Source organism: Streptomyces sp. NPDC023481, from assembly GCF_055560195.1.
In genome coordinates this window covers 253,615-270,693 of the sequence record NZ_JBVHJE010000008.1, presented here as the reverse complement: position 1 = coordinate 270,693, position 17,079 = coordinate 253,615, and the positions used below count along the sequence as shown (strand labels likewise).

15 protein-coding genes are annotated in these 17,079 nt (G+C 73.6%); 13 read left to right on the top strand and 2 right to left on the bottom strand.

The genetic code is table 11. From position 1 onward, the window contains the following. Window positions 1-38: 38 nt before the first annotated feature. From ACZ3ZD_RS18625 to ACZ3ZD_RS18575, 11 genes are all read left to right on the top strand, one after another. Window positions 39-533, top strand: a complete 495-nt coding sequence (locus tag ACZ3ZD_RS18625) for a cupin domain-containing protein (protein WP_467398352.1) — start codon at window positions 39-41, stop codon at window positions 531-533. 93 nt (window positions 534-626) lie between these two features. Continuing rightward, the gene (gene gatC, locus ACZ3ZD_RS18620) at window positions 627-923 is read left to right on the top strand and encodes an Asp-tRNA(Asn)/Glu-tRNA(Gln) amidotransferase subunit GatC (RefSeq protein ID WP_003973500.1); all 297 of its coding nucleotides are present in this window, start codon (window positions 627-629) and stop codon (window positions 921-923) included. Between the two features lie 5 nt (window positions 924-928). Further along, window positions 929-2,431, top strand: coding sequence for an Asp-tRNA(Asn)/Glu-tRNA(Gln) amidotransferase subunit GatA (gene gatA / locus ACZ3ZD_RS18615; protein ID WP_467398350.1), 1,503 nt, complete (start codon window positions 929-931; stop codon window positions 2,429-2,431). Continuing rightward, complete coding sequence (locus tag ACZ3ZD_RS18610) at window positions 2,428-2,667, top strand: hypothetical protein (RefSeq protein WP_030346630.1); 240 nt, start codon at window positions 2,428-2,430, stop codon at window positions 2,665-2,667. The genes gatA and ACZ3ZD_RS18610 overlap by 4 nt, the downstream gene beginning before the upstream one ends. 15 nt (window positions 2,668-2,682) lie before the next feature. Then, window positions 2,683-4,197, top strand: a complete 1,515-nt coding sequence (gene gatB, locus ACZ3ZD_RS18605; RefSeq protein WP_467398347.1) for an Asp-tRNA(Asn)/Glu-tRNA(Gln) amidotransferase subunit GatB — start codon at window positions 2,683-2,685, stop codon at window positions 4,195-4,197. Window positions 4,198-4,364: 167 nt separating this feature from the next. Then, the gene (locus ACZ3ZD_RS18600; RefSeq protein WP_467398345.1) at window positions 4,365-4,703 is read left to right on the top strand and encodes a hypothetical protein; all 339 of its coding nucleotides are present in this window, start codon (window positions 4,365-4,367) and stop codon (window positions 4,701-4,703) included. A gap of 38 nt (window positions 4,704-4,741) precedes the next feature. Then, the gene (locus ACZ3ZD_RS18595; RefSeq protein ID WP_467398342.1) at window positions 4,742-5,317 is read left to right on the top strand and encodes a GNAT family N-acetyltransferase; all 576 of its coding nucleotides are present in this window, start codon (window positions 4,742-4,744) and stop codon (window positions 5,315-5,317) included. A gap of 35 nt (window positions 5,318-5,352) precedes the next feature. Further along, a complete protein-coding gene (locus tag ACZ3ZD_RS18590) occupies window positions 5,353-6,006 on the top strand; it encodes a hypothetical protein (protein ID WP_467398340.1) in 654 nt (217 codons plus the stop codon). 193 nt (window positions 6,007-6,199) lie between these two features. Next, window positions 6,200-6,391, top strand: a complete 192-nt coding sequence (locus ACZ3ZD_RS18585; RefSeq protein WP_467398337.1) for a hypothetical protein — start codon at window positions 6,200-6,202, stop codon at window positions 6,389-6,391. A 188-nt stretch (window positions 6,392-6,579) separates the two neighbouring features. Beyond that, window positions 6,580-9,702: a helix-turn-helix transcriptional regulator gene (locus tag ACZ3ZD_RS18580; RefSeq protein WP_467398335.1), complete on the top strand. Its 3,123-nt coding sequence runs from the start codon at window positions 6,580-6,582 to the stop codon at window positions 9,700-9,702. Between the two features lie 55 nt (window positions 9,703-9,757). Then, window positions 9,758-10,063, top strand: a complete 306-nt coding sequence (locus ACZ3ZD_RS18575) for a DUF6191 domain-containing protein (RefSeq protein ID WP_467398332.1) — start codon at window positions 9,758-9,760, stop codon at window positions 10,061-10,063. Window positions 10,064-10,111: 48 nt separating this feature from the next. Here the strand turns inward: ACZ3ZD_RS18575 and ACZ3ZD_RS18570 are convergent, their stop codons facing one another. Further along, window positions 10,112-11,275: a PQQ-dependent sugar dehydrogenase gene (locus ACZ3ZD_RS18570; RefSeq protein WP_467398330.1), complete on the bottom strand. Its 1,164-nt coding sequence runs from the start codon at window positions 11,273-11,275 to the stop codon at window positions 10,112-10,114. 106 nt (window positions 11,276-11,381) lie between these two features. After that, window positions 11,382-12,380 (bottom strand): aldo/keto reductase, encoded by a 999-nt coding sequence (locus ACZ3ZD_RS18565; RefSeq protein WP_467398327.1) that lies wholly within the window; start codon window positions 12,378-12,380, stop codon window positions 11,382-11,384. Between the two features lie 75 nt (window positions 12,381-12,455). On the opposite strand from ACZ3ZD_RS18565, the gene ACZ3ZD_RS18560 reads away from it, so the two are divergent. Both ACZ3ZD_RS18560 and ACZ3ZD_RS18555 read left to right on the top strand, forming a co-directional pair. Next, complete coding sequence (locus tag ACZ3ZD_RS18560; RefSeq protein ID WP_467398325.1) at window positions 12,456-13,433, top strand: 2-hydroxyacid dehydrogenase; 978 nt, start codon at window positions 12,456-12,458, stop codon at window positions 13,431-13,433. A gap of 386 nt (window positions 13,434-13,819) precedes the next feature. Further along, the gene (locus tag ACZ3ZD_RS18555; RefSeq protein WP_467398323.1) at window positions 13,820-16,837 is read left to right on the top strand and encodes a putative bifunctional diguanylate cyclase/phosphodiesterase; all 3,018 of its coding nucleotides are present in this window, start codon (window positions 13,820-13,822) and stop codon (window positions 16,835-16,837) included. Window positions 16,838-17,079 lie beyond the last annotated feature (242 nt).

The following is a 17,079-nucleotide window of genomic DNA, read 5'->3' as shown; positions in this document are numbered from 1 at the left end:
CCCCGCAGCGGGCGCACCACACCAGGGGAATCGCCGCCATGTCACTGTTCGTGCCCAGGTTCGACGAAACCGTGCTGGTCCGGGACGCCGGGGCCGAGGTCGTCGGCGGTGCCCCCGTCGGCGTGCGGCTGCTGGCCGACAGCAGCGCCAGTGGTGGCGCGCTGTCCACCGTGCGGGTCACCCTCGCCGAAGGCGCCGACGGTGCCCGGCCGCATGTGCACCACCACTCGGCCGAGATGTTCTACGTACTCGACGGGGAGGCCGAGGTGCTCTCCGGCGACGACGTCGTCACCGCCGGGCGCGGCGACCTGGTGATCGTGCCGCCGGACCGCCCGCACGCCTTCGCCGCCGCCCCCGGCCGCGCCGCCGACCTGCTCATCGTCATCACCCCGGGCGTCGAGCGCTTCGAGTACTTCCGCCACCTCCAGCGCGTCCGCCTCGGCGAGGCCACCCCGGAGAGCCTGCTGGAGGTCCAGGAGCGGTACGACAACCACTTCCTCGGGAGCCCCGCCTGGGACGGCCGGCACCGGTGAGGCCGGTGCGCCGGGAAACCGTTTAACGGGCACCGCGCCCCGCCCCATAGGATTGGCCCCAAACCACACACACTCACCCCAGAGGATCGCTGCATGCCTGGCATCACGCGCGAGGAGGTCGCCCACCTCGCCCGGCTGGCGCGTCTGGAGCTGAAGCCCGAAGAGCTTGAACACTTCGCCGGCCAGCTGGACGACATCATCGGCGCGGTGGCCCGCGTCAGCGAGGTCGCCGACCAAGACGTACCGCCGACCTCGCACCCGCTCCCGCTGACGAACGTCATGCGGCCGGACGAGGTCCGTCCCTCGCTCACCCCCGAGCAGGCGCTCTCCGGCGCCCCGGCCCAGGAGCAGCAGCGTTTCAAGGTGCCGCAGATCCTGGGGGAGGAGTGACCGCCATGACGGACAAGAACAGCATCATCAGGCTCACCGCCGCCGAGACCGCCGAGAAGGTCGCCTCCGGCGAGCTGACGGCCGTCGAGGTCACCGAGGCCCACCTCGCGCGGATCGAGGCGGTGGACGAGAAGGTGCACGCCTTCCTCCACGTCGACCGCGAGGGCGCCCTCGCCCAGGCCCGCGCCGTGGACGAGAAGCGGGAGCGCGGCGAGAAGCTCGGCCCGCTCGCCGGCGTCCCGCTCGCGCTCAAGGACATCTTCACCACCGAGGGCGTCCCCACGACCGTCGGCTCGAAGATCCTGGAGGGCTGGATCCCGCCGTACGACGCGACGGTCACCAAGCGGCTGAAGGCCGCCGACGTGATCATCCTCGGCAAGACCAACATGGACGAGTTCGCCATGGGGTCCTCCACCGAGAACAGCGCCTACGGCCCGACCGGCAACCCCTGGGACCTCACCCGGATCCCCGGCGGCTCCGGCGGCGGCTCCTCCGCGGCGCTCGCCTCCTTCCAGGCCCCGCTCGCCATCGGCACCGACACCGGCGGCTCCATCCGCCAGCCGGCCGCGGTCACCGGCACGGTCGGCGTGAAGCCGACGTACGGCGGCGTCTCCCGCTACGGCATGGTCGCCTTCTCCTCCTCCCTCGACCAGGGCGGCCCCTGCGCCCGTACGGTCCTGGACGCGGCCCTGCTGCACGAGGTGATCGCCGGCCACGACCCGCTCGACTCCACCTCCATCGACGCCCCCGTGCCGCCGGTGGTCGAGGCCGCCCGCAACGGCAGCGTGGCCGGCATGCGCGTCGGCGTCGTCAGGCAGTTCCGCGGCGAGGGCTACCAGGCCGGCGTCATCCAGCGCTTCGACGAGTCCGTCGAGCTGCTGAAGGAGCTGGGCGCCGAGATCGTCGAGCTGGACTGCCCGTCCTTCGACCTCGCCCTGTCGGCGTACTACCTGATCGCCCCGTCCGAGTGCTCCTCCAACCTCGCCCGCTTCGACGGCCTGCGCTACGGCCTGCGGACCGGCGACGACGGCACCCGCTCGGCCGAGGAGGTCACCTCCCTGACCCGCGAGGCCGGCTTCGGCCCCGAGGTCAAGCGCCGCATCATGCTCGGCACGTACGCCCTGTCGAGCGGCTACTACGACGCCTACTACGGCAGCGCGCAGAAGGTCCGCACGCTGATCAAGCAGGAGTTCGAGCGGGCCTTCGGGCAGGTCGACGTGATCGTCTCCCCGACGACCCCGACCACCGCCTTCGCGATCGGCGAGCGCGCCGACGACCCGATGGCGATGTACCTCGCGGACCTGTGCACCATCCCGACCAACCTGGCGGGCAACGCGGCCATGTCCCTGCCCTGCGGCCTCGCCCCGGAGGACAACCTCCCGGTGGGCCTGCAGATCATCGCCCCGGCGATGCAGGACGACCGGCTGTACAAGGTGGGCGCCGCCGTCGAGGCCGCCTTCGTGGAAAAGTGGGGGCACCCGCTGCTGGAGGAGGCACCGTCGCTGTGAGCGCACTGACCAAGGCCAAGGGCTTCAAGAAGTCCCGGTCCGGTACGTACCTGTCCATGGCCGCCACCGCGTTCGGCGCGGTCGGCGCCGCCAAGCAGATCAAGAAGGCGCGCGCCGAGAACGACACGCTGCGGCTCGTCGACGCCGTCGTCACCGCGGCCGGCATCGTCACCGGCCTCGCCATCCTCTACCGCGAGCTGAAGCGGCTGGGCGACGACGACGTCCTGCTGGGCTGAGAGGGAAGTTTCACCGTGACCACCACGACCGACCTGGTGTCGTACGAGGACGCGCTGGCGTCGTACGACCCCGTCATGGGCCTTGAGGTCCATGTCGAACTCGGCACCAAGACGAAGATGTTCTGCGGCTGCTCGACGGCGCTCGGCGCCGCCCCGAACAGCCAGACCTGCCCGGTCTGCCTCGGCCTGCCCGGCGCGCTCCCGGTCGTCAACGCGACCGGCGTCGAGTCCGCGATCAGGATCGGTCTCGCGCTGAACTGCGAGATCGCCGAGTGGTGCCGCTTCGCCCGGAAGAACTACTTCTATCCGGACATGCCGAAGAACTTCCAGACCTCCCAGTACGACGAGCCGATCGCCTTCGACGGCTACCTCGACGTGCAGCTGGAGGACGGCGAGACCTTCCGCGTGGAGATCGAGCGCGCCCACATGGAGGAGGACACCGGCAAGTCGACGCACGTCGGCGGCGCCACCGGCCGCATCCACGGCGCGTCCCACTCCCTGCTGGACTACAACCGTGCCGGCATCCCGCTGATCGAGATCGTCACCAAGCCGATCGTCGGCGCCGGCGAGCGCGCCCCCGAGGTGGCGAAGGCGTACGTCCGTGAGCTGCGCGAGCTGATCCGCGCGCTCGGCGTGTCCGAGGCCCGCATGGAGATGGGCCAGATGCGCTGCGACGTGAACCTGTCGCTGCGCCCGAACGGCACGGAGAAGTTCGGCACGCGCTCCGAGACGAAGAACGTCAACTCCCTGCGTTCGGTGGAGCGTGCGGCGCGTTACGAGATCCAGCGGCACGCGGCCGTGCTGTCGTCCGGCGGCACGATCGTCCAGGAGACCCGCCACTTCCACGAGGACACCGGGTCCACGACCTCGGGCCGCGTGAAGGAGGAGGCCGAGGACTACCGGTACTTCCCGGAGCCCGACCTGGTGCCGGTCGCGCCCTCGCGCGAGTGGGTCGAGGAGATCCGCGCGGCCCTGCCCGAGCTGCCGCTGGCCCGCCGCAACCGGCTGCTGGCCGAGTGGGGAATCTCCGCCACCGACATGCAGGCGATCCTCAACGCCGGTGCGCTGGAGCCGATCGTCGCCACGATCGACGCCGGCGCGGACGCGGCCGCCGCCCGCAAGTGGTGGATGGGCGAACTGGCGCGCAGCGCCAACGAGTCCGGCAAGGCCCTGGACGAGCTGGCGATCACCCCGCAGCAGGTGGCCCGGGTCGCCGAGCTCGTCGCCAAGGGCGACCTGAACGACAAGCTGGCCCGTCAGGTCATCGAGGGCGTCCTCGCGGGCGAGGGCACCCCGGACGAGGTCGTCGACCGGCGCGGTCTGAAGGTCGTCTCCGACGACTCGGCGCTCGGTACGGCGGTCGAGGAGGCCATCGCCGGCAACCCGGCCATCGTGGACAAGATCCGCGGCGGCAAGGTGGCCGCGGCCGGCGCCCTGGTCGGCGCGGTCATGAAGGCCACCCGCGGCCAGGCCGACGCGGCCCGGGTCAAGGAGCTGATCCTGGAGAAGCTGGGCGTCACCGACGCCTGAGCCCCCCGACCAGCGGTACGGCCCCGGAATCCCACTTTCCGGGGCCGTACCCGGTTCTGCTCCCGGCACCGACGGCACCGACGGCACCGGCGGTGCCCTCGCCCGGCCGGCCGGAGGCGCCGCCCCGCACCAGGGGTTTCCGTGCCCAGGCGGTACGCTCGCCCGGCATGAGTGGACGCACTGATTCCGACACCGAGCCGGTGATAGCCGAGGACGCCGTGCACGACGCCGAGGGTGCCGAGGACGCCGAGGAGTACGTCGGGGACGCCCGGCGGGCCCGGTGGGTGGCCGGGGGCACCGGTGTGCTGCTCTGTCTCGCGGGACTCGGCGCCGCCCTGCTGCGGCTCACCGGTTCCGCACCGGCCCGCGTCCCCGCCGCCTACGCCCTCGGTGCCGTCGTCTGCGCCCTCGCGGCGGCCCTCGGCGCCCGGGGCCGTACCCGCAGGGCCCTGTGGCTGCTGATCGCCGGGACGATGGTCATGGCGCTCGGGGACCAGTTCGACTGACGTCCAGGTGGACGCACTGCGGAAGGAACAACGGCACGATGTACGCGATACCGCTCGGTGACGACGGCGCCGAACTGCGGCCCCTGGAGGTCTGGCACGCCGCCGAACTGCTGGCGAACATCGACCGGGGGCGGGAGTTCATCGGCCGGCACGTCGGCCTCGCGGACGTGGTCCGCGACCTCGACGGCGCCCGCGGCTGGCTGACGTCGTACGCCGACAAGCGCGGCGCCGACGCCGGCGGCCTGCACGGCATCTGGCTGGACGGCACGCTCGTCGGCGGGCTGCTGTTCCGCGTCTGGGACACCCCGAGCGGGGTCTGCGAGGCCGGCTGCTGGCTGGAGCCGGCGGCGGCCGGGCGCGGACTGGTCACGCGCGGTATGCGGGTGCTGCTCGACTGGGCCTTCGAGGAACGCGGCATGTACCGCGTGGAGTGGCACGCCTCCTCGGCCAACGAGCCGAGCGTCAACGTGGCCCGGCGGCTCGGCATGACCCGCGAGGGCGTGCTCCGGGAGAACTACCCGCACCGGGGCGTACGCACCAGCACCGAGATCTGGGCCCTGCTCCGGCCCGAGTGGCACGCGGCACGCGCGCGTACCGCGCACAGCGATCATTAAGAGACCTCTCAGACAGCGTCCGTACGGTGCCGGGCATGGCTACGAAGACAGCGGAAGGCGCGGGCACCGGCACGGGGGCCGGTTCCGAGGCGCGCAAGGAAGACGAGACGACGGCGGTCGACACCCACGACGGCCCCGCCGGACAGGAGACCACCGGGGAACAGGTCCCGGACACGGCACACCATGACGGCCCTCGGAGCGAGAACGCCGAGAACGCCGAGAACGTCCAGGACGGCGAGGACGTCGAGGACACCGAGGACGGCGATGCGACGGAAGCCGCCGGCGGGAAGGCGTCCTCCGGGGTCGGCCAGGGCGCCGGCGCCGTCGTCTCCGCCGCGCTGGGCCTGGTCTCGCTCACCGGCGGCTGGGTCGGCACCGTCGCCTCCGCGCGCGAGCAGCTCGTCGGCCAGCTCCAGACCTCCTCCACCGCGAGCGTCGCCCGGCAGATCAAGGCGGTCTACGGCGACGCCTGGCACGCCACCGCCCTGTGGGCCGGACTGTTCGCGCTGGCCGCGCTGGTCACCGGCGTGGTCGTGCTGGTCAGGCCCGCGTTCGGCGCCCCCGGCCGTCCGCAGGCGCCCTGGATCAGGTCGGTGGCCTGGGCGGGCGTCTCGCTCGGTGTCATCGGACTGCTCCTGGCGGTCCTGAAGTACTCCGACGCCCTGCTCGGCCTGCCCTCGGCCGGCTGAGAAAGCGCAGGTCGCCAGGGGCCTTAGGGAGTCCGTAAGCACCTTACGGACGCTCTGGGGCCCCTTACGCGCGCGTGCGACCCCCGAGCCGGGCGAAGATGCGGAACTCTCCCGAGGTGGCGGACCCCCCTGGGAGACGACAGTGGGGGCATCGCGAAAGCGAGCACCACACCGCCTCTTCGAAGGGTCCACCATGTACCAGTTCGAACTCCTCCGGTTCCGGTCCGCCGAGCTGCGCCGCACGGCCCAGCAGGAGCGCCTGGCCCGCGAGGTCGTCCGCTTCCGCCGCGCCGCCCGCCGGGCCGGGTCCCTCGGCCACGGCGCCCCGGCCGCCGAGTCGCATACCGTCCGGCCGCGCCGGCACCGGCCGCCGCGCACCGCGTGACGGCGGGGGCGCGGAGCGGCCGGACGGGGGTCGGCCGCTCACCATCCCCGGGCCGTACGGCTCCTTCGCGGAGCCGTACGGCCCTTCCGGCCGGGGGCGCGACGCTCCCGGCGCTCCTTTCGCCCGTCGGTACGACCATCACACGGGGGCTGTGGAAAACCGGTGCCGAGCCGTCCCGGCCCCGTGCCATGCTCGGGCCCGTGGAGACCAGGTCCGTCAGTCCCGTGTTCGTCGGCCGCAGCGACGAGTTGACCGCGCTCAACGACGCGCTCGCCCGTGCCGCCGCGGCCGAGCCGCAGGCGCTGCTGCTCGGCGGCGAGGCGGGCGTCGGCAAGACCCGCCTCGTGGAGGAGTTCGCCGCAGCCGCAGCCGCAGCCGCAGCCGCAGCCGCAGCCGCAGCCACGGCGACGACCGCAGCCGCGGCGACGACCGCGGGCACACCCCGGCAGGAGACCTCCGCTCCCGTCGTCGTCGCCGTCGGCGGCTGTGTGGAGATCGGTGCCGACGGGCTGCCGTTCGCCCCCTTCTCCACCGCGCTGCGTGCCCTGCGCGACGCCCTGCCCGAGGAGTTCGCCGCCGCCGCGGCCGGCCAGGAGGAGGAACTGGCCCGGCTGCTGCCCGACCTCGGCGAGGCCGGCGCCGGCCGCCACGACGAACAGGGCGTGGCCCGCCTGTTCGAACTCACCGTCCGGCTGCTGGAGCGGATCGCCGCCGACCACACCGTCGTACTCGTCCTGGAGGACCTGCACTGGGCCGACGCCTCCACCCGCCACCTCCTCGCCTACCTCTTCCGCACCCTGCGCGCCGGGCGCCTCCTCGTCCTGGCCACCTACCGCTCCGACGACATCCACCGCCGCCACCCGCTGCGCCCCCTGCTCGCCGAACTCGAGCGGATGCGCACCGTCCGCCGTATCGAACTCGCCCGCTTCACCCGCGAGGAGGCCTGCCGCCAGATCGCCGGGATCCTCGCCGCCGAACCCGACCCCGCCCAGGTGGACGAGATCTACGCTCGCTCCGACGGCAACGCCTTCTTCATCGAGGAACTCGCCGTCGCCGCCGGCGAGGGCAACCGCAGCGGCCTCACCGACTCCCTGCGCGACCTGCTCCTGGTCCGGGTCGAGGCACTGCCCGAGAGCGCCCAGCGGGTCGCCCGGATCGTCGCCGAGGGCGGTTCCACCGTGGAGTACCGGCTGATCGCCGCCGTGGCCCGGCTCACCGAGGACGACCTGATCGAGGCGCTGCGGGCCGCCGTCGGAGCCAACCTCCTCACCGTCACGCGGGCCGGCGACGGTTACCGCTTCCGGCACTCCCTGGTCCGCGAGGCCGTCGCCGACGACCTGCTGCCCGGCGAACGCTCCCGGCTCAACCGCCGCTACGCCGAGGCCCTGGAGGCCGACCCGGCCCTCGTCCCCGCCGACGCCCGGGTGATGCGCCTGGCCAGCTACTGGTACCACGCGCACGACGCCGCCAAGGCGCTGCCCGCCGTCCTGGCCGCCGCCGTCGTCGCCCGCCGACGGCACGCCTACACCGAACAACTAGGGCTGCTGGAACGGGCGATGGAGCTGTGGGACAGCGCCCCGCAGGAGGTGCGCTCCGCCCTGCGCCCGGTCGACTACACGGAGATCTACCCCCCGTGCGGCTGCGACCCGGCCACCACCCCGCTGCGCTACCTCGACCTGATGGCCGAGGCCGCCGTGGCCGGCCGTTTCGGCGGCGAACGCGAACGCGCCCTGAAGATCATCAAGCGGGCCCTGCGCCTGCTGGAGGAGGAACCGGATCCGCTGCGCGCCGCCTGGTTCTGGGTGCAGCGCTCGCGGCTCGTCCAGGCCCTTGCCCGCGGCGACGGCTGGCCGGAACTGGGCACCGCCCAGGACCTGGTGCGCGGCCTGCCGCCGTCCGAGGTGCACGCCGAGGTGCTGGCGGTCGCCGCCAACTGGTCCATGCAGCGCCGGCCGGGGCCCGAGGCCCTCGCCGCCGCCGAGCGGGCGGTGGAGTACGCCCGGATGGTGGGCGCCCGCGAGACCGAACTGCACGCCCGCCTCACCCTCGGCGGACTCGTCGTGGAGTCCGGCGACTCCCGGACCGGTCTCGCGCAGATGCGCCAGGTACTGCGGGAGACCCGCGCGGAGGGCGTCCACCATGTCGCGGGCCGCGCCTATGTGAACCTGCCGTCGGCGTTGCAGAGCGTCGGCCGGGACCGGGAGGCCGTCCCGCTGCTGCGCGAGGGCGTCGAGTTCTGCCGCGCGTACGGCATGCCGGACTTCGGCGCCTCGGTGCGGGGCAACCTGTCCGAGTCGCTGTACTCGCTCGGCCAGTGGCAGGAGGCCGCCGAGGCCGCCGCGCACGCCACCCGGACCGGCCACAGCGCCAAGCCCCGGGGGGCCGGCGCCGTGCGCGTGGCCCAGCTCGCGCTGGCCCGCGGCGACCTCGCCGAGGCAGAGCGCCAACTCGCCGCCGCCCGCGCCTGCTACGGCTCGCACGACCCGATGCCCCAGCAGCAGCTGCCCCTGGCCCGCATCGGCCTCGGGGTCGCCGCGGCCGACGGCAGGATCGCCGACGCCCGCGCGGCCCTGCTCCCGGCCCTCGACGCCGGCTTCCCGCCCGGCACCCACCGCTACGGCTGGCCGCTGCTGCTGGCCGCCGCCACCGCCGAGGCCGACGCCCGCACCCTGCCCGCCGCCCGGCCCGGCCGCGCCGAGCTCCTCGACCGCCTTTCGACCGCCGCGCGGACCCTCACCACCGGCGTCCCGCTCTGGCACGCCTACGGCCAGTGGACCCGGGCCGAACTGCTGCGCGCACAGGGCCGGGACACCGTCGGCACCTGGTCCCCGGTCGTCGCCGCCTTCGAGTGCCTGGAACGGCCCTACGACCTCGCCCGGGTCAGGTACCGGCTGGCCGGGGCGCTGCTGGCCGAGGGCGGCGAAGACGAGCGCGACCGCGCGGTGGAGCTGCTCCGGCTGGCCGCGGCGGTCGCCGCCCACCTGGGCGCCCGCCCCCTCGCCGCCGGCGTCGCCCGGCTCGCCCAGCGCGCCCGCCTCCCCCTGGCCCGCGGCGGCCGGCAGGACCCCGCCGACCCGGCCGCCGCGCTCGGCCTCACCAGCCGGGAGCGGGACGTCCTGGGCCTGGTCGCGGCCGGCCGCACCAACCGGCAGATAGCCGAGGAGCTGTTCATCTCCCCGAAGACCGCGAGCGTCCACGTCTCCAACATCCTGAGCAAGCTCGGCGTCTCGGGCCGGGGCGAGGCGGCGGCGATGGCCCACCGGCTGGGCCTGGTCACCGCGGGGACGCTCGCCGCCGAGACACCGGGCTGAGGCCCAGGACCGCCCAAGGACCTACGCTGAAGGAAACCGGCAGTGAGGGGGAGCCGTGTTCAACGCGTTCGAGGAACTGTTCGCACCCGGTCGCCAACACACCCGGGACGAACAGAACCGACTGGAACTGACCCGCGAGGACGTGGGCGACAACGACCCCGGCCGCGGTCCGATAGACCTCGCCTCCGGCACGGCGGTGATACGCCTGCCGGGCCGGACCGGCACGGAATCAGCCGAGACGGAACCGGTCGTGACGGAACCGGTTGCGATGGAACCGGGCGCGACGGAATCAGCCGGGACGGAACCGGTCGCGACGGAACCAGCCGGCACGCCACCGCCGCAGCGGCCCGAAGCGGGGTGAGCCGGGCGGCGCCCCGGTCCAGCGCACCCGCATCTAGCGCACCTGCATCTAGCGCACCCGCAGCTCCAGCACTCGGTCGTCCCCCTTCTTCGGGGAGCCCCGGCCGTCCGTGTTGCTGGTCACCAGCCACAGCTTGTCGCCGCCCGCCGGGACGACCGTACGCAGGCGGCCGTAGTCACCGGTGAGGAACGCCTGCGGGGCCGCCGAGGCCGACGTGCCGTTCAGCGGGATGCGCCACAGCCGCTCGCCCTTCAGGCCCGCCATCCAGATCACGCCGTTCACCCAGGCGATGCCGCTGGGGGAGGCGTCGTCGGTGTGCCACTGGGCCACCGGGTTCTGGAAGGAGGGGTCGGAGGACCTGCCCTCGGCCCGCGGCCAGCCGTAGTCCCCGCCCGGCTTGATCGCGTTCAGTTCGTCCCAGGTGTCCTGGCCGAACTCCGAGGCGAACAGCCGCTGCTTGGCGTCCCAGGCGAGGCCCTGCACGTTCCGGTGGCCGTAGGAGTACACCGGCGAGCCGGGGAACGGGTTGCCCGGCGCCGGGTCGCCCTCCGGGGTCAGCCGCAGGATCTTGCCGCCCAGCGACTTCCGGTCCGGCGCCAGCCCCTTCCGCCCGCTCTCGCCGGTGCCCGCGTACAGCATGCCGTCGGGACCGAACGCGATCCGGCCGCCGTTGTGGATGAGGCCCTTGGGGATGCCCTTGAACACCGTGTCCGGGGCGCTCAGTTGCTCACCGGCCGGTCCCCGCTCGTCGTAGCGCATGCGCACGATGCGGTTGTCGGAGGCCGAGGTGAAGTAGGCGTAGACCATGTGGTCCGAGGCGTAGTCGGGGGAGAGGGCGATACCGAGCAGACCGCCCTCGCCGGCCGGGGAGACCCCGGACACCGTGCCCAGCACGGTCCTGTGGCCCGTCTTCTCGTCGATCCGGCTGATCGTGCCCTCGTCACGGGACGACACCAGCAGCCCGCCGCCGGGCAGCGGAGCCAGCCCCCACGGCGTCTTCAGGCCCTCGGCCACCGTGCGCAGCACCCGCACCGATCCCTTGGCCGGCGGCACGGACTCGGCGGGCCGCGGCGACGAGGCGCCCGGAGCCGTCCCGTCCGCCGTCCGCCCGGTCCACTCCGGCCGCCCCTGCCCGCCGGAGGAGCAGCCGGCCGTCAGCAGCAGGGCGGCCGCGGCCACCACGGCCGTCACAGCTCCACGTTGCACGATCATGGTCCCTTCGACGCGGTGGTCCGAACGGCACGCTGTCGCTCTTCCCTGTCCAACACCGGCCGCGCCCTGACGGGTTCCCGCTCCACGGCAACCGATCGGGGGAACCTCAGTCCCACGACCCCTGGGCGGCGGGCAGCCGGGACACCTCCGCCAGGTCCGCCTCGGTCAGCCGCAGCCCGGCGGCCGCCGCGTTCTGCGCCGCCCAGCGCTCCCGCTTGGTGCCCGGCAGCGCGATCACATGACGGCCCTGCGCCAGCACCCAGGCCAGCGCCACCTGGGCCGGGGTGACCTCCGCGCCGTGCCGGCCGGCCACGCGCCGCAGGCCCGCGACGATCGGCTGGTTGGCCGCCATCATCTCCGCGGTGAACCGGGGATGCCGGGCGCGCACGTCGTCCCGTTCGAAGCCCGCGCCGGGCCTCAGCGTGCCGGTCAGGAAGCCGTTGCCCAGTGGCATCGCCGCCAGGAAGCCCACCCCGCGCGCCTCGCACCACGGCAGCAGCGTCCGGAGCGCCTCCGGCGACCACACCGACAGCTCCGCCTGCACCGCGCTCACCGGGAACACCTGCTGGACCCGCCGCAACTGGCGCAGCGTCGCGTCGTACAGCCCGGCGCCCGTGCGGCGCCCGCCGCGCACCCCCACCGCGCACAGGCCCAGCGCCCGCACCTTGCCGGCCCGCACCAGGTCCGCCATCGCGCCCCAGGTCTCCTCGACGGGCACCTCGGGGTCGGCGCGGTGCAGCTGGTACAGGTCGATGACGTCCGTCTGCAGCCGTCGCAGCGAGGCGTCGCAGGCCCGCCGCACATAGCCGGGGCGGCCGTTGGCCACGATGTGCTGCTCGCCCACCAGCAGCCCGGCCTTCGTCGACACGAAGGCCTCCCGGCGCCGCTCCTTCAGCACCCGGCCCAGCAGCAGCTCGTTGGTGAACGGGCCGTACATGTCCGCGGTGTCCAACAGGTCGCAGCCCAGGTCGAGCGCCCGGTGCACGGTTCTGAGCGACTCGTCACCCCGCTGCCGCGATCCGCTGTACGCCCAGCTCATCGGCATGCACCCGAGTCCGACGGCCCCCACCGCGAGTCCCCCCGCGCCGATCGTCCTGCGCTCCACCTGCTCCGGAACCTCCCTCTGCCCGGCCCCCAACCTAACCTCTGCACGCGCGCGTACCTGACATAGCCTCCAGGCATGACTTCACAGGTGTGGCTTCCCCTTCCGCCCGAGGAGATCGACGGGCTGCCCGCGGGCCCCAGGTACCTGTTCTGGGACGGAGGAGACGACGGCGACCAGCCGTTTCCCGGCGACCCCGCGGAGTGCGCCGTGTACGTCGTGCCGTACATGAAGCGGCTGTCGGTCAGGGTCGCTCCGCTGGAGCACCTGACCCACGTCCGGGTCATCCAGACGCTCACCGCCGGCGTGGACGACATCACCGACCGGCTGTCGGCGATCCCGCCGGGCGTACGGCTGTGCAACGCGCGCGGAGTGCACGAGACCAGCACGGCCGAGCTGGCGCTGACGCTGACCCTCGCCGCGCTGCGCGGCATCCCCGAGTTCGTCCGCGCGCAGCGGGAGGAGCGCTGGCTGGGCGGTTTCCACCCGTCCCTCGCCGACAGGAACGTCCTGATCGTCGGCTACGGGGCGATCGGAGCCGCCATCGAGGACCGGCTCGCACCCTTCGAGGTAGCGCGGGTGGCGCGCATCGCGCGCTCCCGGCGCACCACGGCGCGCGGTCTTGTGCACCCGATCACCGATGTGCTCTCACTGCTCCCCGAGGCGGACGTCGTGATCGTCTGCACCCCGCTCACGGAGACCACCACGGGGCTCGTGGACGCCGCCTTCCTCGGCCGGATGAAGGACGGCGCGCTGCTCGTGAACGTCGCGCGCGGAGCCGTCGTCGACACCGGGGCGCTCCTCGCCGAGCTGGAGCGGGGGCGGATCACGGCCGCCCTGGACGTCACCGATCCCGAGCCGCTGCCCCCGGGCCACCCCTTGTGGCAGGCGCCAGGAGTGCTGATCAGCCCGCATGTCGGCGGCCCGTCGTCGGCGTTCCTGCCCCGCGCGAAGCGGCTGCTCGTGGACCAGTTGACCCGGTACGTGAACCAGGAGCCGCTGCGCAACGTGGTCCTGACGACGGGTCCCGGAACCGCGGGAGAAACCGGGCGCTGAACCGCTTTCGGCACCCTCCGCGACCTTTCGGACGCGGCCCGTACCCGCATCCCCGCTGGTCGTCACGGAGCGTAGAGACGCTATGTCCCTGAGTGACGATCCTGGTGTATCGTCCCGACAGGGGCTGCGCCGCTGACCGTTGGGCGCCGGGGATGGACATTTCAGATTTTGTGAGGGGGGCGACGGGCGATGCACGGCCTATGGACGAACGATCCGACGCGGCGGAGCCGCCGGCGGCGACCCTGGCGCACGGCCACGCGCAGACGGGGCCACCACACCAGCCACCACAGCCACCACCAGCGCAGGCCCAGCGGCCACCGCAGGCATGCGCACCGGGACCGTCGGGACCGCCTGACCCCGGGAGCGGCGCTCACCGGGAGGCCCCGGTGAGCGCCCCGTCCTCCGCCACGACCACCCTGGACGCAGCGGTGCGCGCACCGCACCCGCACGAGGCGCCACCGCCGCGCCGCCCGGCCGCCACCGGCGGCAACCGGCTGCTGGAGCAGCTCGTCCTCGCCCTGATCTGCGCGGCCTACGCCGTCGGCGCCGCGTTCGACTGGGGCGCGAACGAAGTCGCGCTCATCATGGGCGACTTCGGCCTGAGCGCCGCGGCCGGCACCGCCGCCGTCTCCTGCTTCCTGTACGCCCGCAGCCGGCGCGTGCGCTTCCGCTCGGCCTGGCTGCTGTTCGCCCTCTCCTCGACCATGGCCGCGCTGGGCAACGCGGTCTGGGGCTGGTACGAGGTGGTGCTGGGCCGGGACGTGCCCAGCCCCAGCTACGCCGACCTGTTCTTCCTGTGCTTCGCGCCGCCCGCCATCGTGGGCCTGCTGGTGCTCGCCAAGCGGCCGGTGACCCGGGCCGGCTGGATCTGCCTGGGCCTGGACGCCTGGCTGATCGGCGGCTCGCTGCTCACCCTGTCGTGGAGCCTCGCGCTCGCCCAGGCGGCCCGGATCGACGGCTCCAACGTGGCGCACGCCGCGCTGTCGCTCGCGTACCCGCTGCTCGACATCGCGCTCGTCAGCATGGTCCTCGCGCTGCACTTCCGCCGCGCCCCGGGCAACCGCACGGCGGTGAACACCGCGATCGGCGCGCTCGCGCTGACCGTGATGTGCGACGCCCTGTTCACCTCGCCGCTGCTGCACAGCAGCTACCGCTCCGGGCAGCTGCTGGACGCGGGCTGGTTCGCCGGCTCGCTGCTGCTCGCCTACGCCCCCTGGGCCGCTCCCCGGCGCGGGAGCGCGCAGGAGGCCCGCGGGGCGGACGGGCACACGCGCGTGGTCCACGAGCACGTGCCGGGCCAGCGCAGCGCCGGCCACCACCCCCCGCTCCCGCCCGCGCCCGTCCCCGGCGGGGAGCACAGCCGCTACCCGGCCGGCCGCCCGCTGACCGGCTCCCTCGCCGCCCTCACCCCGTACCTCGCCGCAGCCGTGTGCACCCTGGGCATCCTGTACAACGTCCTCAACGGCCGCCGGCCCGACCACGTCGTGCTGATCACCGCGGGCGCCGTGGTGCTGGCGCTCGTCATGCGGCAGGGCATCATGCTGCTCGACAACATCACCCTCACCCAGGAACTGGCCCAGAAGGAGAACCACTTCCGCTCCCTGGTCCAGGGCTCCAGCGACGTCATCATGATCGCCGCGCCGAACGGCATCCTCCGGTACGTCTCCCCGGCCGCCGCCGGGGTGTACGGGCGGCCCGCCGAGGACCTGGTGGGCAGCGAGCTGGCCGCGCTCATCCACCCGGAGGACCTGGGGTGCGTGGTGCACGAGGTGCGCCGCTTCCTCGCCGCCAACCCGCTGGAGGAGCCCACCACCCGCATCGAGTGCCGGTTCCGCTCCGGCGACGGCGGCTGGCTCAACGTCGAGTCGACCGTCAACCGCCACCACGGCGGGCTGATCTTCAACAGCCGGGACGTGACCGAGCGGGTGCGCCTCCAGGCGCAGTTGCAGCACAACGCCGAGCACGACCCGCTGACCGACCTGCCCAACCGCGCGCTGTTCACCAAGCGCGTGCAGCAGGCCCTGTCCGGCCGCCGGGCCACCGACCGGGGCGCCGCCCTGCGCGGTACGGCGGTGCTCTTCATCGACCTCGACGGCTTCAAGGCCGTCAACGACACGATCGGCCACCAGGCCGGGGACGAACTGCTCATCCAGGCCGCCCGCAGACTCCAGGACGCGGTCCGGCAGGGCGACACCGCGTCCCGGCTGGGCGGCGACGAGTTCGCGGCCCTGATCGTCGGGGACGGCACCCGCGACCGTGCCGCCCGGGAGCGCAACATCGTGGAACTCGCCGACCGCCTCAGGGCGACCCTCTCCCAGCCGTACGCCATCGACGGCAACGATGTCCGGGTCAACGCCTCCATCGGCGTCGCCTTCGCCGAACCGGGCCTCGGCGCGGGGGAGTTGCTGCGCAACGCCGACCTGGCGATGTACCGCGCGAAGTCGGCGGGCAAGGGCCGCGTCGAGCTGTACAAGCCGCAGATGCAGCAGGACGTCGTCCGCAGGGCCGAACTGGCCACGCGCCTGCGTGCCGCGCTGCACGACGGCGAGTTCGCGCTGCTTCACCAGCCCGTGGTGTCCCTGGAGAACGGCCGCATCACGGCGGTCTGCGCGCAGGCGCGCTGGCGCTCCTCACAGGGGGTGCTGTTCACGCCCGCCGAGTTCCTGCGGGTGGCCGAGGACGGCGACAAGACCGCCGAACTGGACCGCTGGATCCTCCAGGAGGCCGTGGAGCAGGCGGCCGAGCGGGCCGCGACCGGGGTGGCCGTACCGGTGGCGGTGCGGATGAGCGCCCGGCGGCTGCTGGACCGTTCGACGCCGCTGGGTTCGGTGGAGGCGCTGCTGACCCGGCACGGGCTGCCGCCCGGGGCGCTGGTCGTGGAGCTGTCCGACACCGATCCGCGGGTCCCGCTGGACGAGCTGGAGCGGCGGCTGACGGCGCTCAGCCGGCTCGGGGTGCGGATCGCGCTGGACGGTTTCGGCGGCGGCTACGCGGCCATCACGGCCCTGAGGCGGCTGCCCGTGGACATCCTCAAGCTCGACCGCGGCCTGGTCGAGGGCGTGGTCGAGTCCGCGCGGCTGCACAAGATCACCAATGGTCTGCTGCGCATCGCCGGCGACCTCGGGCTCCAGTCGGTCGCCGAGGGCGTGGACCTGCCCGAGCAGGTGGTGGCCCTGCGCGCGATGGGCTGCACGCACGGACAGGGCATGGCGTTCGCCGGCCCGCTGGACGAGTACCGGCTGCGCCGGGCGCTCGGGTCCGGCCACTATCCGGTGCCGCACGCCCCGGCCGAGCCGGCGTTCGCGGGGAAGGCCGCGGGGGTGTACACAGGGGGTGTTCCGGCCGTCTTCGGGGGTGGCAGTGCCCTTCGTTCACATTCTGAGACGCCCGTCCCACCCACTTGACACGTGGTGCGTGCCGGGGGGAGGGTCAGTGCCATGCGCACCCGAATTCTCGTACTTGGACAGCGCGTCGGCTGAGCTGGGACCCACCGGAGGACGATCCGGAATCCCCAGCGACCTCACCGGCGCGCTCCCCTCGCTTGCCTTCCGGCACGAGGGGTTTTTTGTTGCACGAGTGACTTTCGTGCAGCGCTCCCACTCCGTCCGTACCTCGCACAAACCCTCAGCATCGAGAAGAGAATGCC